General features: G+C 68.5%; 24 protein-coding genes and 1 tRNA gene. 15 read left to right on the top strand and 10 right to left on the bottom strand.

The window, feature by feature from the left end; genetic code table 11:
* Positions 1 to 36: 36 nt before the first annotated feature.
* Together QSV35_RS01880 and QSV35_RS01875 are read right to left on the bottom strand one after the other, a co-directional pair.
* The gene (locus QSV35_RS01880) at positions 37 to 6,168 is read right to left on the bottom strand and encodes a DUF7507 domain-containing protein (protein ID WP_286286140.1); all 6,132 of its coding nucleotides are present in this window, start codon (positions 6,166 to 6,168) and stop codon (positions 37 to 39) included.
* Positions 6,169 to 6,383: 215 nt separating this feature from the next.
* Positions 6,384 to 6,467: transfer RNA gene (locus tag QSV35_RS01875), tRNA-Leu, on the bottom strand.
* A gap of 145 nt (positions 6,468 to 6,612) precedes the next feature.
* Here QSV35_RS01875 and QSV35_RS01870 point away from each other — a divergent pair.
* The 7 genes from QSV35_RS01870 (at position 6,613) to pknB (ending at position 15,461) form a co-directional block, all read left to right on the top strand.
* Positions 6,613 to 7,347 carry an FhaA domain-containing protein gene (locus tag QSV35_RS01870; protein WP_286286138.1) on the top strand — a complete coding sequence of 245 codons (735 nt, stop codon included), beginning with the start codon at positions 6,613 to 6,615 and terminating at the stop codon, positions 7,345 to 7,347.
* Positions 7,344 to 7,889, top strand: a complete 546-nt coding sequence (locus tag QSV35_RS01865) for an FHA domain-containing protein FhaB/FipA (RefSeq protein ID WP_286286136.1) — start codon at positions 7,344 to 7,346, stop codon at positions 7,887 to 7,889. The genes QSV35_RS01870 and QSV35_RS01865 overlap by 4 nt, the downstream gene beginning before the upstream one ends.
* An 11-nt stretch (positions 7,890 to 7,900) precedes the next feature.
* Positions 7,901 to 9,139, top strand: a complete 1,239-nt coding sequence (locus QSV35_RS01860; protein WP_286286135.1) for a PP2C family protein-serine/threonine phosphatase — start codon at positions 7,901 to 7,903, stop codon at positions 9,137 to 9,139.
* A complete protein-coding gene (locus QSV35_RS01855; RefSeq protein WP_286286133.1) occupies positions 9,136 to 10,524 on the top strand; it encodes an FtsW/RodA/SpoVE family cell cycle protein in 1,389 nt (462 codons plus the stop codon). Before QSV35_RS01860 ends, QSV35_RS01855 begins: the two co-directional genes overlap by 4 nt.
* 1 nt (position 10,525) lies before the next feature.
* The gene (locus QSV35_RS01850; RefSeq protein ID WP_286286131.1) at positions 10,526 to 11,986 is read left to right on the top strand and encodes a peptidoglycan D,D-transpeptidase FtsI family protein; all 1,461 of its coding nucleotides are present in this window, start codon (positions 10,526 to 10,528) and stop codon (positions 11,984 to 11,986) included.
* Complete coding sequence (locus tag QSV35_RS01845; RefSeq protein WP_286286129.1) at positions 11,983 to 13,692, top strand: serine/threonine-protein kinase; 1,710 nt, start codon at positions 11,983 to 11,985, stop codon at positions 13,690 to 13,692. The genes QSV35_RS01850 and QSV35_RS01845 overlap by 4 nt, the downstream gene beginning before the upstream one ends.
* A 92-nt stretch (positions 13,693 to 13,784) precedes the next feature.
* On the top strand, positions 13,785 to 15,461 hold the full coding sequence (gene pknB / locus QSV35_RS01840) for a Stk1 family PASTA domain-containing Ser/Thr kinase (RefSeq protein WP_286286127.1): 1,677 nt from the start codon (positions 13,785 to 13,787) through the stop codon (positions 15,459 to 15,461).
* Between the two features lies 1 nt (position 15,462).
* On the opposite strand, the gene QSV35_RS01835 is transcribed toward pknB, so the two are convergent.
* The 3 genes from QSV35_RS01835 to QSV35_RS01825 are packed head-to-tail and all read right to left on the bottom strand — an operon-like array spanning position 15,463 to position 17,032.
* Complete coding sequence (locus tag QSV35_RS01835; RefSeq protein WP_286286125.1) at positions 15,463 to 16,095, bottom strand: anthranilate synthase component II; 633 nt, start codon at positions 16,093 to 16,095, stop codon at positions 15,463 to 15,465.
* A complete protein-coding gene (locus QSV35_RS01830) occupies positions 16,092 to 16,247 on the bottom strand; it encodes a hypothetical protein (protein ID WP_286286122.1) in 156 nt (51 codons plus the stop codon). Before QSV35_RS01830 ends, QSV35_RS01835 begins: the two co-directional genes overlap by 4 nt.
* Complete coding sequence (locus tag QSV35_RS01825; RefSeq protein WP_286286120.1) at positions 16,247 to 17,032, bottom strand: class E sortase; 786 nt, start codon at positions 17,030 to 17,032, stop codon at positions 16,247 to 16,249. The genes QSV35_RS01830 and QSV35_RS01825 overlap by 1 nt, the downstream gene beginning before the upstream one ends.
* 65 nt (positions 17,033 to 17,097) lie before the next feature.
* Between QSV35_RS01825 and QSV35_RS01820 the strand changes: the two genes are divergently transcribed.
* The gene (locus QSV35_RS01820; protein WP_286286117.1) at positions 17,098 to 17,337 is read left to right on the top strand and encodes a cell division protein CrgA; all 240 of its coding nucleotides are present in this window, start codon (positions 17,098 to 17,100) and stop codon (positions 17,335 to 17,337) included.
* Positions 17,338 to 17,397: 60 nt separating this feature from the next.
* On the opposite strand, the gene QSV35_RS01815 is transcribed toward QSV35_RS01820, so the two are convergent.
* On the bottom strand, positions 17,398 to 18,252 hold the full coding sequence (locus QSV35_RS01815; protein WP_286286115.1) for a rhomboid family intramembrane serine protease: 855 nt from the start codon (positions 18,250 to 18,252) through the stop codon (positions 17,398 to 17,400).
* Between the two features lie 8 nt (positions 18,253 to 18,260).
* The gene (locus QSV35_RS01810) at positions 18,261 to 18,818 is read right to left on the bottom strand and encodes a peptidylprolyl isomerase (RefSeq protein WP_286286113.1); all 558 of its coding nucleotides are present in this window, start codon (positions 18,816 to 18,818) and stop codon (positions 18,261 to 18,263) included.
* A gap of 94 nt (positions 18,819 to 18,912) precedes the next feature.
* Here QSV35_RS01810 and QSV35_RS01805 point away from each other — a divergent pair, with 94 nt between their 5' ends.
* Entirely contained in the window at positions 18,913 to 19,497 is a 585-nt protein-coding gene (locus tag QSV35_RS01805; RefSeq protein WP_286286111.1) for a DNA helicase, read from the top strand.
* Positions 19,494 to 19,985 carry an aminoacyl-tRNA deacylase gene (locus QSV35_RS01800; RefSeq protein WP_286286109.1) on the top strand — a complete coding sequence of 164 codons (492 nt, stop codon included), beginning with the start codon at positions 19,494 to 19,496 and terminating at the stop codon, positions 19,983 to 19,985. Before QSV35_RS01805 ends, QSV35_RS01800 begins: the two co-directional genes overlap by 4 nt.
* A 30-nt stretch (positions 19,986 to 20,015) precedes the next feature.
* On the opposite strand, the gene QSV35_RS01795 is transcribed toward QSV35_RS01800, so the two are convergent.
* Entirely contained in the window at positions 20,016 to 20,444 is a 429-nt protein-coding gene (locus QSV35_RS01795; protein WP_286286107.1) for an NUDIX hydrolase, read from the bottom strand.
* A gap of 100 nt (positions 20,445 to 20,544) precedes the next feature.
* Here QSV35_RS01795 and QSV35_RS01790 point away from each other — a divergent pair, with 100 nt between their 5' ends.
* Positions 20,545 to 21,153, top strand: a complete 609-nt coding sequence (locus QSV35_RS01790) for a hypothetical protein (RefSeq protein ID WP_286286105.1) — start codon at positions 20,545 to 20,547, stop codon at positions 21,151 to 21,153.
* Positions 21,150 to 21,353, top strand: coding sequence for a DUF6186 family protein (locus QSV35_RS01785; protein WP_286286103.1), 204 nt, complete (start codon positions 21,150 to 21,152; stop codon positions 21,351 to 21,353). Before QSV35_RS01790 ends, QSV35_RS01785 begins: the two co-directional genes overlap by 4 nt.
* A gap of 4 nt (positions 21,354 to 21,357) precedes the next feature.
* On the opposite strand, the gene QSV35_RS01780 is transcribed toward QSV35_RS01785, so the two are convergent.
* Positions 21,358 to 22,014 (bottom strand): DUF1254 domain-containing protein, encoded by a 657-nt coding sequence (locus tag QSV35_RS01780; protein WP_286286101.1) that lies wholly within the window; start codon positions 22,012 to 22,014, stop codon positions 21,358 to 21,360.
* Between the two features lies 1 nt (position 22,015).
* Positions 22,016 to 22,618: a DUF1214 domain-containing protein gene (locus QSV35_RS01775; protein WP_286286098.1), complete on the bottom strand. Its 603-nt coding sequence runs from the start codon at positions 22,616 to 22,618 to the stop codon at positions 22,016 to 22,018.
* A gap of 56 nt (positions 22,619 to 22,674) precedes the next feature.
* Here QSV35_RS01775 and QSV35_RS01770 point away from each other — a divergent pair, with 56 nt between their 5' ends.
* The 3 genes from QSV35_RS01770 (at position 22,675) to QSV35_RS01760 (ending at position 25,421) form a co-directional block, all read left to right on the top strand.
* Positions 22,675 to 23,577, top strand: a complete 903-nt coding sequence (locus tag QSV35_RS01770; protein ID WP_286286096.1) for an SdpI family protein — start codon at positions 22,675 to 22,677, stop codon at positions 23,575 to 23,577.
* Entirely contained in the window at positions 23,574 to 24,695 is a 1,122-nt protein-coding gene (locus QSV35_RS01765; RefSeq protein ID WP_286286095.1) for a M24 family metallopeptidase, read from the top strand. The genes QSV35_RS01770 and QSV35_RS01765 overlap by 4 nt, the downstream gene beginning before the upstream one ends.
* A gap of 159 nt (positions 24,696 to 24,854) precedes the next feature.
* Positions 24,855 to 25,421 carry a TetR/AcrR family transcriptional regulator gene (locus QSV35_RS01760; RefSeq protein WP_286286093.1) on the top strand — a complete coding sequence of 189 codons (567 nt, stop codon included), beginning with the start codon at positions 24,855 to 24,857 and terminating at the stop codon, positions 25,419 to 25,421.
* Positions 25,422 to 25,500: the final 79 nt, after the last annotated feature.

Genomic DNA, 25,500 nt, shown 5'->3' with positions numbered 1-25,500 from the left:
GCTGGGGTCGTGGCAGGCTCCCGGGGTGACCCGTGGTCAGTTCTTTCGGGTGCGGCGCCGGCGCGTCACCAGCACCAGCAGCAGTCCGCCGCCGAGCAGCAGGGAGCCTGCAGCAATGGGGAGGATGCTGATCGTGCCCCCCGTCGGGGGCAGACCCGGCGGCGGGTCTGCCGGACCCGTAAGGGTGACGGAATCGGTCACCGCCGGGGCGCGGTCGCTCGTCGCGGTCGCCGTGTTGGCGAGCGACAGTTTCGCGATGTCAGCGGCGGTCAGCTTGTACGTCGCGGTCGCGGTCGCCGTCTGTCCGGGGGCCAGGACTCCATCCTTCCCCGGCCACTGGTAGGTGATCGTCGTGAGGCCCGGCAGCGGGTCCGTGATCACGACGTTCGACAGCGTCACGTTGCCGGTGTTGCCGACGATGAACCCGTATGTGACGGTCTCGCCCGTCTTCCACGCCCCTTGCGCGATGGACCCGGCCTTGTGGAACGCGAGCTTCGCATCCCCGGGCAGCACCCGTGTCACCGTGGCGTTCGACGTGACCGGGTCACCGGCCGACGGGTCACCCACCACTGTTGCCGTGTTCACGACCTTGCTCGCATCGACGTCCGCCTGAGTCAGCGTGTAGGTCGCGGTCGCGGTGATCGTGCTCCCGGGAAGGAGCGTGCCGACTTCCCCGTCCGGCCACGTGCCGTATCGGATCTTCGACAGCCCCACCATCGGGTCCTTGATCGTCACACCGGTCAGGGTGACCACGCCGAGGTTCGTCGCCGCGAAGTGGTATGTCACCACATCCCCGACCTTCGGAACACCCGTGCCGCGATCCGCGGTCTTCACCAACTGGATCCCGGACGTCGCCGGCGTATCCATGTGTTTGGTGGAGGTCGCGCTCGGGCTCGCCCCGTTCGGCGCCATGGACGTCACCGTCGCGGTATTCGTGACACCCTTCAGGCCATCCACGTCAGCTTGGGTGACCGTGTACGACGCGGTCGCCGTCACCGACTGCCCGGGCAGCAGGAGACCCGCCGTGCGATCCGGCCAGTCACCGTAGGCGATCTTCGACAGACCCGGCAACGGGTCGGCGATCGTCACAGCGGTGAGGGTCGTGTTCCCCGTGTTGGTGGCCGTGAAGACGTAGTTGATCTTCTCCCCCGCCTTCCCCGTCTGCCCGATGCCGTACGTCGCCGTCTTGTCGAGCGTGATCCCCGCCGTCCGGGCGATCGACAAGGGAACCACCACCTTGGCGGACGTGACATCCACGCCCGCCGACGTCGTGCCGTCCGCGGTCGCCGTATTTACGATCGTCCCCGCGTCCACGTCCGCCTGCGTGGCCTTGTAGGTCGCGGTCGCGGACACCGATTGGCCCGGTGCCAGCATCTTGTCCTGGCCCGGCCAGTTGCCGAAGACGATGTCGGACAGGCCCTTCATCGCGTCCACGATCCCGACCGTCTTCAGCGTCAAAGGACCCGTGTTCGTGACGAGGAACGTGTAGACCACCGGATCACCCGCCTTCGCGACCACCGACGACGTCGACTTCACCAACGAGATCGACGGCGCGGCGGTGCTCGTCACCTCCCTATGGCCGGTCGCCGTCACGTCGTTCACGCCGCCGGGGGTCGAGCCCGTCACCGTCGCGATGTTGTCGACCTTCGTGGCGTCGAGGTCTCCCTGGGTGATCTTGTACGTCGCAGTCGCAGTGATGGTCTGACCCGGCGCCAGCACCCCATCGGTGCCTGCCCCACCGGGCCAGATGCCGTATTTCACTGTGCTCAGGCCCGGCAACGGGTCGCTGATCGCTACATCGTGCAGCGTCACGTCACCTGTGTTCTGCGACGAGAACGTGTACGTGACGACATCATCGACCGCCGCGAACGTCGGGGTGGACGAGCTCTTCACGAGTGTTAGCTTCGGGTTCGTCACGACGTTGTCGACGTCCGTCGCCACGGCGGAGAGCGTGGTCCCGGCGAACGCGGGGTCCGGTGCCGAGACGGTCGCGCTGTTCGTCAGGGTCGCCATCGCGATCGTGGTGAGCACCTTCACCGTCACGGTCCTGGTCACCGTGCCGCCGCCGGGCATGTCCGGCAGCGTCCAGGTCACTACGCCATTGCTGAGCGCACCGCCGTTGGAGGACGAGACGTACTGCACCCCGCCGGGCAGCGTGTCTTTCAGTGTCGGCGCCACGAGGGTCTCGAAGTCGAGCGTGTTCGTCCCCGTGATCGTGTAGGTGAGCGTGTCGCCCGGCTTGGCGGTGGTGACCCCGTCGTCCTTCGTCAGCGCGATCCCTGCTGCAGGAGGCGTCGGCGTCACCTGCTCGATAGCATCGTTGTTCGCCGGGTTCTGATCGAACATCCGCCCCGAGACGTGCGCGGGGATGGTGAGCCGACTCGTCGTCGTCGGCTGCACCGCGAGGTTGATCGCCTGGGGGACGCCGAGAAGCAGCGGGCTCTTCGGCGTGCACGTCAGGGTCGCCGGACCGGTCGCGGTCCCGTACACCGGGTTCCCGGAACCGTCCACGGCGGTGCACACCCACCCCGTCGGGGTGAACGACGTCACCTGCAACCCGGCCGGGATCTTGAACGCGGCCTCGCCCGTCGTCGACGGCGCGCCGCCGTTGTTCACCACCGTCCACGGCAGCACCCCCGGACGCCCGTCCTGCAACTGCGGGGTCCCCGCCGTGATCTGAAGGTCGGTCTCCTCGATCGATGCGCACACCGGCGCCGGCTCGGACACCAGGGACAGGCCGACCGCCTTCACGGCGAATGAGTTGCACGCGACGGCGCCGAAGCCGGGCGCATTATTCACGGCAGCCGTGTACCCCATCGAGAACGAGGTCCCAGGAGCGAGCACCCCCGCGCGGGACAGCCGTATCGCCTGTGCGCCCGTCGAGGTGATGTTGTTCCAGTCGTCGGTGCACGCGGGAGGGGTCAGCGAGCTCACCTCGGCACGGCACGGTTGCGTCGACGTCGAGAACGCTGCGACCGCACCGTTGGTCGGAGTGGTCACCGACTGCACGGTCTCATCGAAGGTGGAGCCTCGCTGGTCCCCCGCTGTCGCGTCACTCGTCCCGGTGTCGCCCGGGTACGGCAAGACGTCGTATCCGACCACGTCGGAGAGGTTCGTGTTGCCGGTATTGATCACGGAGATGCGGTACTTGATCGACGTCGAGTTCGGCGGCACGCCGACGCGATTGTTCGGGTCGGCGTACCACTTGCACCCGTCGGCCTGGGTCGCGTCGGGCTGACAGATCTCCTTCAACACCTGCATCGCCGCGACGGCTGCGACCGGAACGACCGTCGGCGGCGTCGACTCACTGAACCGCAACGTGGCCGGATTCGAGTCGATGTCGGGTGCGTCGAGGAATTGATTGCTGAACACGTCACCGGCGATCACGTTCGCCGTATTGGTGAGGAACCCGCGTGCCACGCTCTGGGTCCCCGCCGGGACCGCCGAGGTGGGACGCGCAATCACGCTCATGCACGGCAGGTTCGTGTTCTTGCCCCATGAGGTGCCCGCCGGCCATGTGGCAACCGCGACCTGACGCGGCACGCCCGCGACGGTCACCGTGTTGTAGGCGAACGTCACGCCCGCCGGCACACTGCCCGCAGGGAACGACGCCGAACCGGGCGTGATGTTCCACCCGACCGGCGCCATGAAGACGTACTCCGGCGTCATGTCCCGGTTCAGCGGCACGTTCGCGGTCGCTCCGCACACAGTGAAGGTGACATTCGACGCGGTGGTCGCCTGCGACGCGCCGTCCGAGATGGCCGGAGCTCTCATCGTCGCCGTCATGGTCTGCGCCTGGCCCACCAGGTGGATGGTGTGGGCTGTGTCCTTCGTCAGCGTTCCCAGCGACGTCGTGCCGTAGTTGAGCGATCCGGTCGCGTTGTTCGTGAACCGCGAATCCGGGACTGCAGCGTCGCTGATCGACCCCCAGAACGTGACGACGAACGCGTTGTAGTTGGTGTCCGTGGGGAAGGTCGACCCTCCGGTGACCTGCGGCACGCTGGTCACCGTGGCGGAGACGATGCGCCGACCCGCAGGTGCCCACCAGTCGGCGCTCGTCACCGTCCCGGTCGTACCGTCATCCAGCTTGTACTGGATGTTCGCCTGCACCTGGACGTAGCCGCCGTTCCAGCCATAGCGGATGTAAGGGATGATCCTCACGGTCGAGACACCGAGGAAGTCGAGATTGGGGTCCGTGACGGTCGCCGTGGCAGGTGCGTTGCCGAAGTTCCCCACGTACACGTTCCAGTAGAACTGCTGGGCCGGTGCACCGGTAGCGGGGATGGTGGCGTCGGTCGTCGTCGGCGGGTGCGGCTGGTCGGTCGTATTGCTGCCAGAGCCCCACGCGCCCTTCCAGGTGTCGATCTTGCCGAACGGCGCGATGAGCGTGACCGCTCCGGAAGTCGGGCCGAGCTGCGTGTCGGGGAACTGCGGGTAGTCGGGCCATTGCATCACTGCGGACGCTGTGTTGATACGCCGGAGCGTCGGGTTCGTGGCGCCGGGCGTGACGCGGTACTTGTAAGAGACCGTGAAGTTCGTCCGGTACGTCTGCTCCGGAAGCTGGTTCGGCGGAGCCAACCGCGGCGACGTCACCGTCGACGTGACGAAGTGGAACCCCACAGGAGCGTTCGCCGTGTCGGTCGACGTCCCCGACACGGTCGTCGTGCCGTCCGTTGCGGTCCAGCGAATCGTCGATCCGGTCGCCGAAGTGGTGATCTGATAAACGGGCAGATCCGGAAGGTCCAGGGTGTTGTCCGTGACGACGGCGACGCCCCAGATGTTCGCCGTGTTGGCGACCGTGACGTTCCACTGCTTGTCGTTCTCACCCGTCGTCGGGATCACCACGGTCGCATCCGCCGTGACGGGGCGCTGCGCGCCGTCATATGTCGACTGCTTCGGGTCCATCAGCGCGCGAGGGAACGGGTCGACGCATCGGATGACGTAGCCGGAGTTCGCCGGCTGGTTCGCCGTGCGGACGTCTCCGGGCGTGCCGGGCATGCTGATGTACGTCGCAGTCGCGTTCGCGACCGGTCCGTTGGTGGTCGTGGAGTAGTTGCACTCCTGTGCCGGAAACGGCGCGAGGTTGGCGCGTGGGAACTTGATCGTGATGACCCGCGGAACGGCGCCGGTGTAGCTGTCGAAGCCGTTGGCCGCGCCCCACCCGATCGCGGACGTGTTCGCCCCAGGCTTCGACCATGCGGGCCCCGTCCAGGTGAGGATCTGACCGGTCGCCCACGTGCCGGAGACCGTGGGGCTGCCATCGCCCGATGACGGGACGTACACGGCGCCGATCGGAAGCTGCTGCGTGACGGTGTAGCCGCTCGCGCAGATATCCGGGAGAGGATCGACGACGAGATACGCGGTCACCCGCCCCCACACGCACCCACTCGCGAAGTTGACATTGAAGCGGTAGTCGGTGTCGGTGGAGAGCGTTCCGCCGGCGGGAATGTGGGTGCCGTTCGCGTCGTACATGTCGCCGTACGCGACCGTCGGAGACGGGGTCGGGATGGTCCATTGGACGGTGGCGCTCGTGGCGACTTTCTCACCCGAAGCGGTGTCTGCATTGCCGCGCACCGTCTGCGTGATCGGGAAGCCGTTAGGGAAGTTCACGACGGGACAGTTGGTGTACTGCCCGTCACGTCCAACGTTCCAGTCCCAGCAGCCCGACGCACCGGTCTGATACTCGAGCGTGAACTGGCCGGACTGACCCGCGGCCAAGTCGTTGAGAGAGACAGTCCAGCCGGCAGTGTCGGAGCCGGACAATGTGCCACCGGACAGCGGCGGCGTGAAGCCGGACTTCGTCAGCAGCCGGTAGTAGTTGTAGTTCGGATCGAGTGCGGTCGGGTCGAACTTCACCGTGGCGTTGTCGCAATTCGCGCTCACGCACGAGAAGTCGACCCGGAACGCGATCTTCTGGGTCAACCCGGGATATGCCCCAGGCGCCAGGCTCGTGATCGGAGTCCCGGTGCTGGCATTCACCGCGACCACGCTCACCGTCAGCTGCGCGCTTCCGGCCGCGGAGGCCGGCGCTGCCGTGCCGAGGATGAGCGCCAGCACGGTGAGCGGGGCGACCACGGCCGCCACCAGCCGCCGGAGCCGCAGCCGCGAGCGCTTCTTCGCCCATTCAGATGCCGCGCGTCTCGTGCGGGCATATTCGATCATCGCCATTGCGCCGGCCCCCCGTGTTCGCATTCGACGCTCAGCGCACAGCAGGGACCCCAAAACGCATCCATCGTCTGCGTTCAGCTGGGGTCTTCGCGCATCGACGTCGTTGGACCAGGCCAAGCTATCGGCCAGCTGTGAACGGGTTCATCACGCGATATGGGTGAAAGGAGGGAAAACGACTGAAGGGGCCCCTTCCGGGACCCCTTCAGTTCGCAACGTGCGCGAGGGGGGAGTTGAACCCCCACGCCCTTTCGGGCACTGGCACCTGAAGCCAGCGCGTCTGCCTATTCCGCCACTCGCGCGAGTCGTGGTCGCCCACGTACTCAACTTCACGAGGGTATCACGACGCCGGCCTGTCCTCGAATCGGCGTCGGCCCTCACCCGGGTTCATGGCCTCCCCAGCCTCTACAACTAGCATGTAGCCACCGGACCGACCCGAGGAGTCGCGTGGGACTACTGGACAGCTTCGAGAAAGGTCTCGAGCGCGCCGTCAATGGCGCGTTCGCGAAGACCTTCCGCAGCGGCATTCAGCCTGTCGAGATCGCCTCGGCGCTCAGAAGCGAGCTCGACAAGAAGGCCGCCGTGGTCACACGCGACCGCATCCTCGCCCCGAACACCTTCACCGTGCGCCTCGCGCCGTCCGACAGTGAGCGGATGTCGGCGCTCGGCTCCACCCTCGTCGATGAGCTCCACGACATCGTCGAGAAGCACGCCAAGACCCAGGGCTACTCCTTCGCCGGGCCCGTCACGATCCGCCTCGTCTCGGACGAGCAGCTGAGCACGGGAACGCTCCGGGTCGAGTCGCAGACGGCCGAGGGCCGCGTCTCGTGGCGCGCGGTCGTCGACATCGAGGGAAAGCGGCATCCTCTCGTGAAGTCGCGCACGGTGATCGGGCGCGGCAGCGACGCCGACATCACGATCGCGGATGCGGGCACGAGCCGCAAGCACGTCGAGATCCTGTGGGACGGCGAGCGCGCGATGGTCCGCGACATGAACTCCACGAACGGCACGATGCTCGACGGCCGCAAGGTCACCGAGGCCGGGCTCCCGCCGGACTCCACCATCCGCATCGGCCACACCGACATCGTCTTCCGCGTGGTGGCGCAGGCCGCGCCCCCGCTGCCGCCGCCTCCTCCGCCCACCGCGTACACGCAGCTCTTCGACCAGGGGGCCGGGTCGTGAGCGAACTGACTCTTCTCCTTCTGCGCGTCGGGTTCCTCGTCCTGATGTGGTTCTTCGTCTTTGCGGTGGTCTACTCCCTCCGCGCCGACCTCTTCGGTGTCAAGGTGCGTCGCATGCCCGACACGGGACCGACCCAGACGGCTCCTCCCGCACCGGCGGCGAACATCGCGGCACCGGCCGCAGCGACTGCGCCCGCCCCCTCCCTCCCGAAGGCGGCCCCCTCCAGCGCGGGCGAGCCCGCGACGCTGGCGACCGCATCCCGCATCGTCATCACGAGTGGGCCGAAGGCGGGCCTCGAGCTTCCGCTCGGCCGCGAGCCGCTCACGATCGGGCGATCCAGCGAATCCGGACTCGTCATCCGCGACGACTACACCTCCAGCCACCACGCACGCCTCGTCCTGTGGGGCGAACAGTGGATGCTGCAGGACCTCGACTCGACGAACGGCACCTGGCACGACGGCAACCGCGTGGCGGCCCCTGTGGCGGTCAAGGTGGGAGCCCCGATCAAGGTCGGTGCCACGACCTTCGAGCTGCGGAAGTAGCCCGAGCCGAGATGGTCTTCGAAGGATCGAGCGCCGCGCTCTCCCACACCGGCAAGGTGCGGTCGAACAACCAGGACTCCGGGTACGCCGGGTCCAACCTGTTCGTCGTCGCCGACGGCATGGGCGGTCACGCCGGCGGCGATGTGGCCTCGAGCCTGGCGATCAGCCGCATCGAAGACCTCGACCGCGCGTACAACACGACCGCCGAGGCCGAGCGGGCGCTGCAGGATGCGGTCTCGGATGCCGCCCACGACCTCATCGCGACGGTCAAGGCGCGCCCCGAACTCGCCGGCATGGGCACGACCGTGAGCGCCCTCATCATGGTCGACGACTATGCGGTCATCGCGCACATCGGCGACTCGCGCATCTATCTCTTCCGCGACGGCGCGCTCACGCAGATCACCACCGACCACACGTTCGTGCAGCGCCTCGTCGACTCGGGCCGCATCACGCCGGAGGAAGCGCGCTATCACCCGCGCCGCTCGGTGCTCATGCGCGTGCTCGGCGACATGGACCCCGACCCCGAGATCGACACGTTCATCATGCCGACGCAGCCCGGCGACCGCTGGCTGCTGTGCTCCGACGGCCTGTCGGGCGTCGTCGACGACACCCACACGTCGAAGGCGATGGCCCTCGGCCTCGCTCCGGGCCGCACCGCGGACCTGCTCCTGAAGCAGGCGCTGGACGGCGGCGCCCCCGACAACGTGACGATCGTCATCGTCGACGTGGGGGGTCAGCATCCCAAGTTCTCGGGAACGCCGACGATCGTCGGCTCCGCATCCAACCCCCGTGGCGTCGAGGTCCCCGCCGCCCGAGCCGGGCGTGCCGGATGGCTGCACGCCGCACGGGTGGCGGCGAACGAGCCGACGCACTTCGAGCCGGCACCGGAGTTCCTCGAGGAGCTCATCGAGGAGGACAAGCGCCGCGCGCGCCGTCGGCGCATCGGCTGGGTCGTCGGCCTCGTCGTGGTGCTCGCCGCCTTCGCCGCAGGTCTGTTCGCGGCCTATGAATGGACGCAGACGCGCTACTTCGTGGGCGCCGACAAGGACACCGTCGTGATCTTCCGCGGCATCCAGCAGGATCTCGGACCGATCTCCCTCTCGTCGGTGTATGAGGACACCAACCTCCGCCTCGACTCGCTCTCGGAGTTCGACCGCGAGACGGTCGAGGGCACCATCCCCGCGTCGTCGCTCCCCGAGGCCCAGAAGATCGTCGATCGCCTCAAGTCCGTGTCGGGAGGTGGACGATGACGGATGCCACCGCCGACACCGCGACGGACACCGCCGTCATCCGCGCGCTCAAGAAGATCCGCGTCCCGCAGACGCGCCGCAATCGCGAGCTCGCGCTGCTCATCTTCGCCTTCGCGATCAACGGCGCCGCGGTCGCCCTCGTCCAGCTGGGCGCCGCGGGCGTCATCGACGCGAAGTTCCTCATCTACTGCGGCGGACTGTCCGCGCTCGTGCTGGCGCTCCACATCGTGCTGCGGCTGCGGGCGCGGGATGCGGACCCCTTCGTCGTCCCGATCGCGACGCTGCTGACCGGCCTCGGTCTCGCCGAGATCTACCGCATCGACGTCGCACAGCATGTGCACGGCTGGGCGGCGTACTCGACCAGGCAGCTCGCGTGGGCGGGCATCGGCGTGGTCGGCGCGATCCTCGTCGTGATCTTCCTCAAGAACTACCGGGTGCTCTTCCGCTACACCTACGTGTTCGGGTTCACCGGTCTCGCGCTGATCCTGCTGCCGCTCGTGCCGGGTCTCGGCGCGAAGGCGAACGCGGACGTCTGGGTGTCGCTCGGCATCTTCTCGTTCCAGCCCGGCGAGCTCGCGAAGATCGCGATGGCGATCTTCTTCGCCGGCTACCTCGTGCGCACGCGTGAGAGCCTCACCTCGACCGGCACCCGGTTCCTCGGCATCACGTGGCCCCGCGCCCGCGAGCTCGGCCCACTGCTCGTGATGTGGGCGCTGTCGGTCGGCATCATCATCCTTCAGCACGACCTGGGCACCGGGCTCCTCATGTTCGGGATGTTCGTCGCGATGCTCTACGTCGCAACCGGCAAGACGAGCTGGGTGCTGATCGGTGTCGTGCTCGCGGGCGGCGCCGCGTACCTGGCCTCCCGCATCCTCCCGTACGTCGGCGGCCGCTTCGAGAACTGGCTGGGCGCGTTCGATCCCGCCGTCATCGCCAAGACCGGCGGCAGCTACCAGCTCGTGCAGGGTATCTTCGGTCTCGCTCAGGGCGGCCTCATCGGCACCGGGCTCGGCCAGGGGCGCCCGTACCTCACGCCGCTGTCGCGCAGCGACTACATCTTCGCCAGCCTCGGCGAGGAGCTGGGCCTGTTCGGCGTCTTCGCCATCCTGTGCCTCTACATGGTGTTCGTGAGCCGCGGCATCCGGATCGGACTGGCGGGCCAGGACGACTTCGGCAAGCTCCTCGCGACCGGGCTCTCCTTCGCGATCGCCCTCCAGGTGTTCATCATGGTCGGCGGCGTCACGCGCATCATCCCGCTCACCGGTCTCACGACGCCGTTCCTCGCGGCGGGCGGTTCGTCGCTCGTCGCGAACTGGCTGATCGTCGCCCTGCTGCTGCGGATCTCGGATGCCGTGCGCAATCGACCGAGGGTGGTGATCGGCTGACATGACGAAGGAACTGCGGCGCTTGAGCATCCTGGTGCTCTTCATGTTCCTGGCGCTGTTCGCCTCGACGAGCATCATCCAGGTGGTCCAGGCGGACGCCCTCTCCCAGAACAGCAACAACACCCGGGCCCGCTACGACTCCTACGAGGTGCAGCGCGGATCGATCGTGGCGAGCGGCTCGGCGATCGCGCTGTCGGTGCCGTCCAAAGACGTGTACGCGTGGCAGCGCCAGTACGTCGACAGCAAGATGTGGGCTCCGGTGACGGGCTACTTCAACCCGGCGCTCGGCTCGGCGACGGGCATCGAGAAGGCGATGAACGCGCAACTGGGCGGCACGAGCGGCTCGCTGTTCATCTCGCGCATCGAGCAGATCCTCAGCGGTCAGCCGCTGCGCGGCTCGAATGTGGTGCTCTCGCTCGACGCGAACGTGCAGAAGGTCGCCTTCGACGCGCTCGGCAGTCTGCAGGGGGCGGTCATCGCCATCGAGCCCAAGACCGGACGCGTGCTCGCGATGGTCACGAGCCCGTCCTTCGACGCGAACACGATCGCCACGCACGACGCGAAGGCGGCGAACGCGGCGTATGACGCGCTGAACGCCGACCCGACGCATCCCCTCTACAACCGCGCCATCGGCGGCGACCTCAACCCGCCCGGGTCGACGTTCAAGCTCGTGACGGCTTCCGCGGCGCTCGCCAGCGGCAAATACACGCCGCAGTCGACCCTCCCGAACGTCGCCGCCTATCAGCTGCCCGGATCCACGGCCGTCGTGCACAACGACACCGGCGGCACCTGCGGCCCCGGCGACACCGTGACGATCGCGGACGCGCTGCGGCTCAGCTGCAACATCCCGATGGCCGAGCTCGCGGTGCAGCTCGGGGACGACGCGATCCGCGCGGAGGCGGAGAAGTACGGCTTCAACAAGAGCTTCGACCTCCCGTTGACGTCGACGCCGTCCACGTACCCGCACACCATCAGCGACGACGCGCAGACCGCGCTGAGCGGCTTCGGCCAGGGGCAGGTGCTCGCGACCCCGCTGCAGATGGCGATGGTCTCGGCGGGCATCGCCAACGGCGGCATCGTCATGAACCCCCGGATGGTGGATCGCGTCATCGCACCCGACCTCTCGGTGCAGCAGACGTTCGACAACACGGAGTTCGGGCGGGCGCTGAGCAGCGACCTGGATGCCGAGATGGTTCAGATGATGGTCGCTAATGTCAGTAGCGGTATCGCGACGAATGCAAGAATAGACGGGGTCGACGTGGGCGGTAAGACGGGCACAGCACAGAACGGACCGGACAAGCCGTACACGCTCTGGTTCACCGGATTCGCGCCTGCTGAGAACCCGCAGGTCGCCGTCGCCGTCGTCGTCGAGGACGGCGGCGGACGAGGACAGTCGGGCAGCGGCAATGCGATCGCCGCGCCCATCGCAAAGAAGGTCATGGAGGCGGTGCTGGGCAGATGAGACCGACGCAGGGAGTGACCTTCGGCGGGCGCTACGAGCTGGAATCTCGTATCGCGATCGGCGGCATGGGCGAGGTCTGGGAGGCCACCGACCACGTCATCGGGCGCACCGTCGCGATCAAGATCCTCAAAGACGAGTACATGGGCGACCCGGGCTTCCTCGAGCGCTTCCGCGCCGAGGCCCGCCACGCCGCACTCGTCAACCACGAAGGCATCGCCAGCGTGTTCGACTACGGCGAGGAGAACGGCAGCGCCTTCCTCGTCATGGAGCTCGTGCCCGGCGAGGCGCTGTCGACGATCCTCGAGCGCGAGGGATCGCTCTCGACGGACAAGACTCTGGATGTCGTCGCCCAGACGGCAGCCGCGCTCCAGGCCGCGCACGCCGCCGGCCTCGTCCACCGCGACATCAAGCCGGGGAACCTTCTCATCACGCCCGACGGGCGGGTCAAGATCACCGACTTCGGCATCGCCCGCATCGCCGACCAGGTGCCGCTGACAGCGACAGGTCAGGTGATGGGCACGGTGCAGTACCTGTCGCCGGAGCAGGCGTCGGGGCACCCCGCATCCCCCGCCACCGACATCTACTCGCTCGGCATCGTCGCGTACGAGGCCCTCGCCGGCAAGCGCCCCTTCACGGGCGAGTCGCAGGTCGCGATCGCGATGGCCCAGATCAACGAGCAGCCCCCGCCGCTGCCGCCGACGGTCGCCGAGCCGGTGCAGAACCTCGTCATGGCGATGATCGCCAAGAAGCCGGAGGAACGTCCCGCGACGGCCGCCGACGTGGCGCGCGCCGCCACGGCCCTGCGGCGCGGCGACGTCGCGGCGGCAGCAGCCGTCGTTCCCGCCATCGCGGCCGGCGTCGTCGCCGCTGACGGCTTCACGCAGCTCCTCGGCACGCAGGACACGGGTGCGGCCACGCAGCTCATGCCTGCGGCGGGTGCCGAGGACGCGGCGGCCGAAGAGGAGGGCGAGAAGAAGAAGCGCAGCCCGTGGACGTGGCCGCTCATCGCTCTCATCGCTCTGCTGCTGGTCGTCCTCATCGGCACCGTGTGGGCGATGCTCGCCAACGGCGGCGGCAACGCTGCGCCGCCGACCTCGCCCAGCTCACCCGCAGCGTCGACCCCGTCAACTCCCAGTCCGACACCGATCAATGTCACGGATCTGAAGCTCGTCGGCATGAACTGCGATGCCGCGATCGAGGCGGCGAAGGCCGCTGGGCTCACCGCGGCAAAGGATCCGAACTCCCCGACGCCGACCTCGTCCTCTCAGTTCAACACCGTCGCATCCACCAGCCCTCCCGGCGGAACCGCATATGCGGGTGACCCGATCACGATCACCTGCTACGGCAGCAGCCTGCCCAGCCTTCCCGATGCCGCGCAGCCGAAGCTCAACGGGCAGACCGCGGGCAACGTGCTGGCTGGATCGAATCAGACCGTCACGTGGCCGGCATACGGCTGCCCCGCCGGCTCGGCGCTCGGCAGCTACACCGTGACGCTGACCAGCGGCGCCGGCACGAGCTCGCCGCCGCCGGTGGCAGGCACGAGCGTGCAGGTCACCATCCCGTCGACGCCGGGGAACCTCCAGGTGTCGTACACGGCGACCTGCACCACGAGCGGCCAGCCCGATCGTGTCGCGAAGTCCGCGCCGAGCACGTTCCTGATCCAGGCTCCGGCGACGCCGGCGCCGACGCCGACGATCACTCCGTGACGCATCCGTCCGGCCTGACCGGCGGGGGTCTCTCAGCCCCCGTCGGTTAGGCTGTGTCGAACCCAGGGAGTGATGTGTCAGCTGAGCCACGCGTGCTTTCCGGACGCTATCGCGTCGACGAGCCGATCGGTCGCGGCGGCATGGCGAGCGTCTACCGGGGCTACGATCTGACGCTCGGCAGGGACGTCGCCGTCAAGCTCCTCAACCGCGATCTCGCGACGGATGCCTCGTTCCGCACGCGCTTCCGCCTCGAGGCACAGGCCGCTTCGCGCATGGCCCATCCGACGATCGTCCGCGTCTTCGACGCCGGCGAGGACAGCGAGACGGGTCCCGACGGCGCGCAGCTCCCGGTCCCGTACATCGTCATGGAGCTCGTCGAGGGCACGCTCCTGAAGGACATCATCGCGGCGGGCCCGCTGAGTGTGGCCGACGCGATCGGCTACGCCGACGGCATCCTCGAGGCGCTCGAGTACTCGCACCGCGCGGGCGTCGTGCACCGGGACATCAAGCCCGGCAACGTCATGATCACCACCGCCGGCCAGGTGAAGGTGATGGACTTCGGCATCGCACGCGCCGTGTCCGACTCGTCGTCCACGGTCGCGGAGACCACGACGATCCTCGGCACGGCCGCCTACTTCTCTCCCGAGCAGGCGAAGGGGGAGTCCGTCGACGCCCGCGCCGACCTGTATTCGACGGGCGTCGTCCTGTACGAGATGCTGACGGGCCGACAGCCCTTCCGCGGCGAATCGCCCGTGGCGGTGGCTTATCAGCACGTCAGCGAGACGCCCGTGCCGCCGAGCGAGCTCACTCCCTCGATCCCGCGCGCGCTGGACGCCGTCGTCATGCGGGCCCTCGCGAAGGACCCGTTCCAGCGCTACCCCGACGCGGCGGCGTTCCGCACCGCGCTCGACGCATCCGTGTCCGGAGCGGGGCCTTCCAAGCGCCAGGTCGACACGCTGACGAACGAGCTGTACGGCCCGAGTACGAAGCACGCGGCCGAGACGGCGCGCTCGCTCAGGCAGCTGAGCACGGACACCACGATGGCCCGCACGCAGTCCGCGCCGCCGGTCGCGTGGATCTGGGCCGGCGTCGCCCTCATCGCGGTGCTGCTCATCTCGCTGCTGTTCTGGGTGCTGACACTGCGGCCCGGCGACGGGCCGCCCACGAACGCGAACCAGGTCCCGAACGTCGCCTCGATGTCGTACCAGAAGGCGAGCGACACCCTCACGAAGAGCGACCTCGTCCCGCAGCGGCTCGACGAGTCGAGTGCGTCGGTGCCTTCGGGGAGCGTCATCCGCACCGACCCGGCCGCAGGAACAGCGGTCAAGCGCGGGCAGAAGGTCCAGGTGTACGTCTCGAAGGGCCCCGACACCTCCACGGTTCCCACGCTGGCAGGCCTCCCGCAGCAGGGTGCTGAGCAGTCGATCACGGATGCCGGACTGCAGGTGGGCACCGAGACATCTCAGGACGATCCCGATGCACCGGCGGGCACCGTGCTCTCCGCGGATCAGCAGGCGGGCGCGACGATTCCGAAGGGCACGGTCGTCAACCTCGTGATCGCGTCCGGACAGGTCGTGATCGTGGATGTCACGGGATACACGGTGGATGCCGCGACCCGTACCCTCCAAGCCGACAAGCTGACCGTCGCGACCGTGACGACACCGGCCGATCCCACGACGTGCGCGGTCAACACGATCAAGGCTCAGTCGATCCCGCCGGGCAAGGCGCCGATCCACTCGACCGTCACCCTGACGGTCTGCACCGGCTGACTCAGGCCCGTCGGGGGTGCAGGCCCGCGCCGCGTTCCGCGGCGCCCCTGAGCCCCGTCCCCTCGAGCCAGTTTCCGAGCAACCGGTATCCGCCCTCGGTGAGGACGCTCTCCGGATGGAACTGCACGCCCTCCACCGGGGCATCGCGATGACGGATGCCCATGATGACTCCGCTGTCGGTGCGCGCCGTCACGACGAGTTCGTCCGTGAGCGTGCCGGGAACGACCGCGAGCGAGTGGTAGCGGCCGGCCTCGAATGGGTCCGGGAGGCCGGCGAAGACGCCCTCGCCGTCATGGTGCACGAGCGACACCATCCCGTGCATGAGCTCCGGCGCATGGTCGACGCGTGCGCCGAACGCCTCGGCGATCGCCTGATGGCCGAGGCACACCCCGAGAAGCGCGACGCGGGCAGCCGCGGCCGCACGCACCACGGGGATCGACGCCCCCGCGTCGGCCGGCGTACCCGGACCGGGAGAGACGAGGATGCCGTCGAATCCGGTGAACGCCCCGGGCAGCGCGGTCGCATCGATCTCGTCGGCTTCGGTGAGCGTCACGCCCGCACCGAGCTCCCTCACGTAGTCGACGAGGGTGTGGACGAAGCTGTCGTGGTTGTCGACCACGAGGATGCGGGTCACGAGACGGTGACGTCCTGCGGGTCGATGAGCGTCGACACCCAGGGGAAGACGTACATGAACAGGCCGTAGAGCACGGCGACCGCGAGCACGAGCAGGATGAGGATCCGCACCCACCAGGGTCCGGGCAGGACCCGCCACAGCGCGGCATACATCAGCTCACCGCCGCGAGGGATGCGGGTGCGCCCGCCGAGCGGGGGGTGAACGACTCGAACGAACTGTAGGCGACGATGCGCTCGGCCTTGGAGTACATCGGGCTGCAGCTTGTCATGGTCAGGTATCGACCGTTCGCCTCGACGCCGATCTGCTGCGGCACCGGGGCGAGCACACCGATCGCGTCGGGCTTCACGTACTCCAGCGTACGGAACCGGTAGGTGTACCACCCGTCCTGCGTCTCGATGACGATGGCGTCGCCGACGTGGAGCGTCGCGATGAGGTTGAACGGCTTGCCGAACGTCGTGCGGTGCGCGGCCAGGGCCATGTTCCCGATGTCCCCCGGCATCGCCGTCCCCGGGTAGTGCCCGATGCCGATCGGGTCCAACGTCTTCGGCCGGGTGACTCCGCCGGCCATGCGGACGGCGTAGTCCGATCCGAATCGCGGAATGTGCATGACGGCGAACACCTGTGCATCGGCAGGCTGCGCCATCCCGATCGGATTCGACGTCCCCGGATCGGTCGCCCCCGTGGTCGGTGCGTCTCCCGGCGTGGGCGTCTTCGTCGGCCCCGCGGCGGCCCAGTGCTGCGAGAGGGAGTTGCCGATCGCGTCGTTCTGCGACCCGATGATGAGGTCGCCGATCCACAGCTGCCACGCGACGAAGAGCAGTGCGACGACGCCGGCCGTGATGAACACCTCGCCGATGACGCCGATGACACTCACGCGCGGGCGCGCGCGGCGGCGGGATGCAGCATCCCGCCGCAGTCCCCCGTCAGCCCCGGTCACAGCGGGGATTCTTCCACAATCATCTGAGATTCAACGGGGACGGTGTTCGGCCTAAACTGGTCGTCATGGCACGATCTGGCAAGGGTGACGAGCAGCTCACCGAACGGAACGACGCAGAGGCAGCGCCGAACCCGGTGTGGTTCAAGCCCATCATGATCGGGCTGATGCTCGTCGGGCTGGCATGGGTGCTCGTCTTCTACCTCAGCGGCATGCAGTACCCCATCCCGGGCATCGAAGCCTGGAACCTGGTCATCGGCTTCGGGATCGCCTTCGTCGGCTTCCTGATGACCACGCGCTGGCGCTAGGAACCACACGAATTACACCGGTGTTATTCATCCCCACCTGGGGATGAACCTGTGGATAAGTCACCGGGGAATGAACAGCCCGCCGACCATCAGGGCGATGAGGACGACCGAGATCGCGATCGTCAGGCCGATCTGGGCCCCGCGCTGACTCCGCGCGCGAGTCCGCGCGTAGACGAAGCCGACGGCCGCTCCCGCGACGAGCCCGCCCACGTGCGCCTGCCACGCGACCCCCGCGCCGGGCAGGAACCCGATCACGAGGTTGATGCCGATCACGATGGCGATGCCCGCGACGTCAGCGCCGATGTGCCGCCCGATGACGAGCAGCGCTCCGAACAGGCCGAAGATCGCACCCGATGCGCCGACGACCTGGGTTCCCGGCGCGATGAGCGTGACGCCCACGGCGCCGCCGAGTCCGCTGATCAGATAGAGCACGACGAAGCGGCTGTGCCCGACGAGCGGCTCGAGGATACGGCCGATCATCCACAGCGCGAGCATGTTGAGCCCGATGTGGATCCAGCTGGCGTGCACGAACAGCATCGTGATCGCGCGCCACGGCTGGATGAGCTCGACCGGGGCGTAGAAGAGCAGCCAGTTCGCGAGGGTCGGCACCAGCTGCTGCACGAGGTAGGCCGCGGCGGTGATCCCGATCAGCCAGTACGTGGCCAAGGGTCGGGTGTCGACGACGGAGGATGCCGCGCGGACACGCGGCATCCTCTTCCTCGCCGCCTGATGGCTCGCCTCGGCGTCCCTGCGCTGATTGGCCAGGCATTCGGGGCAGATGACGCCTACCGGCGCCTGCGTCTGGCACTCGGGGCAGATCGTGCGCAGGCACCGCTGGCACAGCACGAAGCTCTGCCGATCGGGATGCCGATAGCAGAAGTTCTCGCGGTTCTGCGCGAAGTCCCCCGAGGTCACAGGTGCATTCAGACCGCGACGACGTCGATCGACTCGATGACGACGGGCTCGATCGGACGGTCCTGCGCGCCTGTCGGCACCTGGGCGATCGTGTCGACGACGGCGCGGGACGCGTCATCCGCGACCTCGCCGAAGATCGTGTGCTTGCCCTGAAGCCACGGGGTCGGGTCGGTCGTGATGAAGAACTGCGAGCCGTTGGTGCCCTCCACGGCGCCGGTGATCGCGTTACGACGCAGCCCCGCGTTCGCCATCGCGAGGATGTACGGCTGCGCGAAGGTGAGCTCGGGGCTGATCTCGTCGTTGAAGGTGTAGCCGGGGCCGCCGGTGCCCTGACCGAGCGGGTCGCCGCCCTGGATCATGAAGCCGGGGATGATGCGGTGGAACACGACGTTCTGGTAGAGCGCGCCCTCTCCGGGCTTGCCGGTGGCCGGGTCGGTCCAGGAGCCGGTGCCGTCGGCGAGGCCGGTGAAGTTCTGGACGGTGCGGGGCGCGTGGTCCCCATAGAGGTTGACGACGATGTCGCCGTGATTCGTGTGCAGAGTGGCGACAGCGGTGTGGTTGACCATGGCACATATTCTTTCAGAGTTCTGTACAGGCGCTCCTCGAACGGGGCACCTCTGGCAAGATGAAATGCACCAGTCATTGACAGGAGGGCACCCCGTGAGCCTCAGCCGCAAGCGCAAGAAGGAACTCCGCCAGCTGCAGAGCCAGGCGAACAAGCTGTGGGAATCGCAGCAGGTGCTCGTCGGGGAGGCGCGTTCCGTCGCCCGCGAAGCCGGCCGTCAGCTGGGCAATTACAACCGCGAGACGGTCAAGCCTGCGGTGCAGGAGAATTACGCGAAGTACGCAGCGCCGTATGTCGACAAGGGCAAGCAGTATTCGCGCCACGTGTATGAGAACCGTGTCATTCCCGCGGCCGGTGCGGCCCTCGGATCGGCTTTGACCGTGTGGGATGCCGCGAATGACGCACGCGCGAGCGCGGCGGCAGGTCGTGGGGTCCGTGTGGAGGACGCGAAGAAGTACGCCGCCCTCGCCGCCGCCTACGGTGCGGATGCGACCAAGAAGCTGTCGAAGAAGGTCGTCGTGGTCGAGCCCGAGCGCAAGGGAATGGGCGCCGGCGGCGTCATCGCGATCATCCTCGGCATCGCGGCCGCCGTGGGCGTGCTGTATGCCGCCTGGCAGACGCTCCGCGCCGACGACGAGCTGTGGGTCGCGGACGACCCGCTGCGCGCCCCCGAGGAGTGAGCGACATCGATCCCGTCGGGCGGGCGCGGGAGGCCGCATCCGCCCGAGGCCTCGAGATCGAGGTCCGCGAGCGTCCCGCGGCGAACAGCCTGCCGGAGGCGGCGGCGATCCTCGGCCTGCGCCCGGCGGACATCGTGAAGACGCTCGTCGTCAAGCGTGCGGACGACACATTCCTGTTCGCGCTGATCCCCGGCGATCGCGGCATCTCCTGGCCCAAGCTGCGCGCCGTCGTGGGCGTCAACAAGCTGCAGCTGCCCGACCCGCAGCGTGCGCTGGACGCGACGGGTTACGAGCGCGGGACGATCACCCCGCTCGGCAGCACCAACGACTGGCCTGTGTACGCCGACACCGACATCGTCGGCCGGCGGATCGCGATGGGCGCCGGCGCGCACGGCTACAGCGTCTTCGTCGACGCCGACGACCTCATCGCGGCATACGGTGCGACGGTCGCGGACATCTCGCTCCCCGTCGAAGACCTCGGATCGTAGGTCCGACGCTCGTCGCTGCGACGCTGTCGCTCAATCGAGGGCGCCGGACATGCGCAGCGCGATGTCGACGAGCCGCACGCGATGGAGCGACCGCGATTCCTCCAGCGTGAACCACGCGGCGCGGTCCGTCGAACCGCCGGTCTCGTTCCGCAGCGCGCCCCCGGTGATCGAGGCCCGGTACACGATTCGCAGCGTGTGCAGGGGGCCGTCGGCATCCGGCGAGATGCGGTGCGCCTCGGGGATGACCTGCGAATGGATGCCGAGCAGCTCATCGACGCGGACCTTGTAGCCGGTCTCCTCGCGCACTTCGCGGCGGGCCGCATCCTCCGGGTCCTCCCCGGCCTCGAGCCCGCCGCCCGGCATCGTCCAGCCCGATCGCCCGGATTCGTTCCAATGCGCGAGCAGGACCCGTCCCGCCTCGTCTTCGATGACGGCGTATGCGGCCACGCGCATGTCCATGACGTCAACCTTACGTCCGACTGAGGGCTCGCTTCAGTCGGCCGCTTCGCACGGGCCACGGGGTGGCCTGCGGCGGTAGAGTCCACACAAGGAGGCACTGGTGTCCTTTTCGCACGAGGAAGCCGCGGAAGCCGCCCGTCGCCGTCCGCGCTGGTCGGAGCTGTGCTGGATCGGCGTCCTCGCCGCCATCGGCGTGGTCCAGGTCATCCGTGGGCAGTGGTTCGACGCCGTGGTCTACGGCCTGCTCGTCACCGTCCTCACGACGGATGCGGTCGGCCTGGTGCCCGAGCGCACGCGGACACGAGCGATATCGCTTCGGGTCCTTCTCGTCGCGGCCGTCGCGTGCGGGGCCGCCCTGATCGCCCTTCCTCGGCACTCCCCCGTCATGATGGTGGCACTCGTGCTGGTCGGACTCGGTGCAGTCGTCGTCGCATGGCCCGGTTCCCGCGTACCGGCGGCGGGACGCTGGCCGGTGGGGCTCCGCCGGCTCGCGTGGGCGTGGGCCGGGATCGTGATCGCGGGGTGCGTGTGGGAGCTGGGCGAGTTCATCGCGGGGATCCTCACATCGCATCAGGATTCTCAGGCGTTCAGCGACCTCGCCGACCCGGCGCTCTCAGCCCTGTGGGGGAAGGTGATCTTCGTCGTGGTGTGGGTGGCCGCCGGTGTCTGGCTCCTGCGGCGAGGACCCGGGCGGGGACGTTCGCGGTGATCATCACCGGTGGCTTCTTCGTGACCTGCGCCCTCGCGCTCGTCGTGACGACGTGGTGGCTGCACCGAATGGATGCCGAGGCATCCGTCACCGCGCTCTTCGACCGAGTGATGACCTCTCGCGCGGCACGCATGGCGATCATCGTGATGTGGTGGTGGCTCGGGTGGCACTTCCTCGCGGGGCAGACGATCGACGTCTGAGTCCTCAGGTCTCGTACGCCATGAGCCGGATCTGCTGCGCGAGAGCGTGCGCGTCGGCGCGATCGTCGTCGTCCGCGGCGAACACGCGGCCGACGACGAGGGCCGATCCATGCGGGATCACGATCCGCGTCATGCCGTCGGGAACGCGCCCGGGCCACTCGGGTGCGCACAGCAGGGTGTCGGCGGCATCCGTCCCCGTCGCCCGCGTCCCGACGTACGCGAAGTTCGCGCCGGTCGCCGGGTCGGTGAACTGGACGCTGTAGTAGCGCCCTGCCGAATCGGGGACGTGCAGCACCAGAGGCGACGCCTTCACGTCGATCCAGCCGCCGATGTACAGGAGGTCGTCGGTTCCGGTCGCCATCACGCTGCCGGCAGAGGTGGATGCGGATGAGCGAGCGGATTCCGCGTACAACGTGTTCACCGGGATCGGACCGCCGCCGAAGCCGCGCTTCACGATCGCCCGCTTGAAGCCATTGATGGTGATCCGCGGCCAGAAGAGGACGAACGCCACCGTCCCGAGCGCCCACACTATGACGGCGGCGATGGCGAGGGTCGCGATCGCCTCGACCCCGCGCGCGAGCCGGGACGCGATGACCCACGCGAAGATCAACAGGATGACGACCGTGATGGGCGTGCCGTATTTGAGGATCAGACGGTTCATGTCACGAGACCCTGTCGATCGGCGGGAGCGCGTAGTGGCCATGCACGATGGCTGAGCCGGGGAGGTACGCGCGCATCATGAGCTTGAACCTGCCGGACGGAGTCCGCAGCCAGTTCCCGCCCTCATCCGCAGACGTGGACGCCTGCAGCAGGACGTCCACCGACCCGTCTGCGTTGACGACGAGCCCGGAGTGGTCGTCGACGCTCGACCTGCCTGTCGGGCCGCTCACCATGTACCCGACGGTGTCGGTCGCCGTGAGCGACCAGAAGGCGTCGGTCGGCGGGAGGCCGCCGGGCGGGAAGTGGATGCGGTAGGCACGATCCCCCCGGAGCCTGCCCCCTGCGCCGTCGGTCTCCGCGGTCCAGTAGGCGGCCTCCTCGAAGACGTTCACCGCGGGCAGAGCCTTCTGCAGCGCGGCGCGCACCAGCATCCCGTTTCCCGGCCGGCCGGCGTTGCGGATCGCGCTCCAGCCGTTGACGGTCGTCGTCTGCGCGCGGGCGACGGCGTTCAGCAGCAGCACCGTCGTGAGGAATGCGAGCGTGGCGCCGATGATGACGCCCTGGACGACGCCGGAGCCCGCCACCCAGGCGAGGAAGCCGCTCATGTTCAGACGATATCCCCACCCGAACCCGCCTGCGCGGGGGTGTCGGTGATAGCTTCGTGAGCGTGTGGGGGGCCGTCATCCTCGTCGTGGCCGCATATGTCGTCGTGCTCCTGATCGTGCTGTGCGGGCGAGGTGTCATCAAGGTGAACGGCGCCGTCGGGCTGCGGGTCCCTGCGCTGATGGCCTCGGAAGGCGCCTGGGAGGCGGGTCATCGCGCGGCCGTCGCCCCAACGATCGCCGGCGCGCTCGTGGCGACGCTCTTCCTGTCGGCGGCGACGTTGATGACCGGGATGCGAGACATCGTTGTGCTGCCGGTGCTGCTGGCGCTCGTCGGTGGTGTCGCGTGGGGTGCCGTGATCGGCTCCCGCGCGGCGGGGGATGCCCCGGCCGAGCTGCCAGCGAAGCCGGATCCATACTCGCTCTCGCCGGATCCGCCGGTGCGGGAGCTCGCGTCGGAGCACATCACGCACTCGGGCGGCTTGATCCCGGCGGCGATGCTGTCCTGGTTGCCTGCGATCGTCCTCGTCATCGCGCGGATCACGGCACATGATCTGCCCGCGATCGTGCCGATCCACTGGGGCCCGGACGGCCCGGACAACTGGGCGCCGGTCGACGCCGCCTTCTGGTTCGCATTCGCCTTCGCGGTCGGAAGCGCGGTCGGAGTCACCGCGTTCGTGGTCTTCGTCGGTGATGACCTGCCCGTGCTGCGCGGTGCACTGGGACTCGGCACGATGAGCGGAACCGGGACGCTCGTCGGGCTCCAGTGGATCCTCGAAGCGCACATCTCATCCGACCCCGCCGGCATTCCGGACTACTTCGTCCTCGTACCGCCCGCACTCCTGTTCGGCGCCGTCGTCGGCGCCGTGAGCGCGATCCGCCACGCGCCACCGCCACGGATGTCCGACGGGTCCGATTCCGGTGGCGGTCCGGCCGACGTGGGCAATAGCGTGGACGGGTGAGCACCCTCCCCTTCTCCCCCGACGTCTACGCCGCGCGCCTCGATCGGGCGCGCACCCTGACCCGACAGGCGGGCCTCGATGCCGTGGTCGTGGGGCCTGGCCCCGACCTCGTCTACCTCGTCGGCCTCGAGGGCGACACGATCGAGCGGCTCACGGCGCTCGTCATCCCGGCGGAAGGCGATCCGACGATCATCGTCCCCCGCATGGAGCTCGCGAAGGTCCGCGGCACCGCGGTGGGCCCGCTCGACATCGGCGTCATCGACTGGGTCGACGGCGATGACCCGCACCTGCTGGTCATGTTCGCGATCCCCGGCGATCCGGTCCGCGTCGGCGTCTCCGATGCGCTCCCGGCCCTGCACGTCGTCCCCATCGGCGAGCGACTCGGGGTGCAACTTGAGCTCGCGACCCCCGTCCTCCGCGAGGGTCGCATGATCAAGGATGCGGAGGAGATCACAGAGCTCCGGCGCGCCGGCGCCGCCATAGATGCGGTGCATCGCCGGGTGCTCGGGATGCTGCGCGCCGGCCGCACAGAACGCGAGGTGGCGGAGGATATCGCCGCGGCCATCGTGGAAGAAGGCCACGAGCGGGCCGATTTCGTCATCGTCGGGTCGGGCCCGAACGGCGCCGATCCGCACCACGAGGTCTCGGATCGCGTCATCGGGGACGGCGATATCGTCGTGGTCGACATCGGCGGCCCGGTCCCTTCCGGCTACAACTCCGACAGCACCCGCACCTACGTCGTCGGAACGCCCGATCCCGAGGTCGCGCGGCAGATCGCCATCCTCGAGCGCGCGCAGCAGGCTGCGGTGGATGCGGTCCGCCCCGGCGTCACGGCATCCCAGATCGACGCGGCCGCACGCGATGTGCTCGCCGCGGAAGGACTCGCCGACGCGTTCCTACACCGCACGGGTCACGGGATCGGCGTCTCCGTGCACGAGGAGCCCTACATCGCTCCGGGCAACGACCTCCCCCTCCGCGAGGGCATGGCCTTCAGCATCGAGCCCGGCATCTACTTCGGCGGGAAGTGGGGCGCGCGCATCGAGGACATCGTCGTCGTGACCGCCGATGGCTGCGAGCGCCTCAACGTCACCCCGCACGGCCTCACGCCCGCCGGCTGACGTCAGCGGCGATCGGCTCCGCGGTCCCGTGCTCGGCCGCCCAGGACACGTCGCGTAGAGTCGGGCCAGGCTGTCGCTCTGAGCGACCTCATTCGATGGCGAAACAGCGGCGGAGCGGAGATTTCGGTGGCGAGAGTGCCTGTGGCAGAGCGGCGCGCCATGCTCACTGAAGCCGCGATCCGCGTCATGTGCCGCGAGGGTGTCATCGGCGCGACGACCCGAGCGATCGCCACCGAGGCGGGTGTTCCGCTCGGCACCATCCACTACGCGTTCCGATCGAAGGCCGAGCTGTTCGAACAGGTCATCGATGCGATCGCGGACCACACCATCCGGCCGGTGGAAGACGCCCTCGCCCGTGGCGTCGATCCGGAGAAGCAACTGCTGGGCGCGCTCCGCGGGTATGCAGATCACGTGCGGGACTTCTCGGATGAGACCCGGCTGACGTACGAGTTGATGACGTATGTCGCCCGGGTGCCGGAGCTCGCCGACGTCGCGAAGCTGCAGTACGACCGTTACATGGACGACGTCGGCCGCCACCTGGAGGATTTCGCATCCCGCAACGCGCTCGAGTGGACGGTGCCGTTCAGTGTCGTGCAGCGGTACCTCGCCTCCGTGCTCGAGGGCGCAGAGCTCCAGTACCTCAACGATGCCGACGACGCGGACGTCTGGGCGATTCTCGAGCTGGCCGGACGCCATGTCCTGTCCCTGGCTCGACGGAAGACCTGACGTCGACATCCACTTCTTGGTCAATTGACTCGGTCACTTGACCAAGTATGCCCTCCTCCCGCATCATGTGATGGCGGAA

This window comes from Microbacterium candidum (assembly GCF_030315975.1).
Lineage (GTDB): Bacteria > Actinomycetota > Actinomycetes > Actinomycetales > Microbacteriaceae > Microbacterium > Microbacterium candidum.
The sequence above is the reverse complement of the archived record's forward strand: the minus strand, read 5'-3'. Positions and strand labels throughout refer to the sequence as shown.

Bases quoted from the DNA above. Each gene is read 5' to 3' on its own strand.
- QSV35_RS01880 (WP_286286140.1), bottom strand. From the start codon at position 6,168: ATGGCGATGATCGAATATGCCCGCACGAGACGCGCGGCATCTGAATGG.
- QSV35_RS01860 (WP_286286135.1), top strand. From the start codon at position 7,901: ATGGTCTTCGAAGGATCGAGCGCCGCGCTCTCCCACACCGGCAAGGTG.
- QSV35_RS01855 (WP_286286133.1), top strand. From the start codon at position 9,136: ATGACGGATGCCACCGCCGACACCGCGACGGACACCGCCGTCATCCGC.
- QSV35_RS01850 (WP_286286131.1), top strand. From the start codon at position 10,526: ATGACGAAGGAACTGCGGCGCTTGAGCATCCTGGTGCTCTTCATGTTC.
- QSV35_RS01845 (WP_286286129.1), top strand. From the start codon at position 11,983: ATGAGACCGACGCAGGGAGTGACCTTCGGCGGGCGCTACGAGCTGGAA.
- QSV35_RS01830 (WP_286286122.1), bottom strand. From the start codon at position 16,247: ATGTATGCCGCGCTGTGGCGGGTCCTGCCCGGACCCTGGTGGGTGCGG.
- QSV35_RS01820 (WP_286286117.1), top strand. From the start codon at position 17,098: ATGGCACGATCTGGCAAGGGTGACGAGCAGCTCACCGAACGGAACGAC.
- QSV35_RS01810 (WP_286286113.1), bottom strand. From the start codon at position 18,818: ATGGTCAACCACACCGCTGTCGCCACTCTGCACACGAATCACGGCGAC.
- QSV35_RS01795 (WP_286286107.1), bottom strand. From the start codon at position 20,444: ATGGACATGCGCGTGGCCGCATACGCCGTCATCGAAGACGAGGCGGGA.
- QSV35_RS01780 (WP_286286101.1), bottom strand. From the start codon at position 22,014: ATGAACCGTCTGATCCTCAAATACGGCACGCCCATCACGGTCGTCATC.
- QSV35_RS01775 (WP_286286098.1), bottom strand. From the start codon at position 22,618: ATGAGCGGCTTCCTCGCCTGGGTGGCGGGCTCCGGCGTCGTCCAGGGC.
- QSV35_RS01760 (WP_286286093.1), top strand. From the start codon at position 24,855: ATGCTCACTGAAGCCGCGATCCGCGTCATGTGCCGCGAGGGTGTCATC.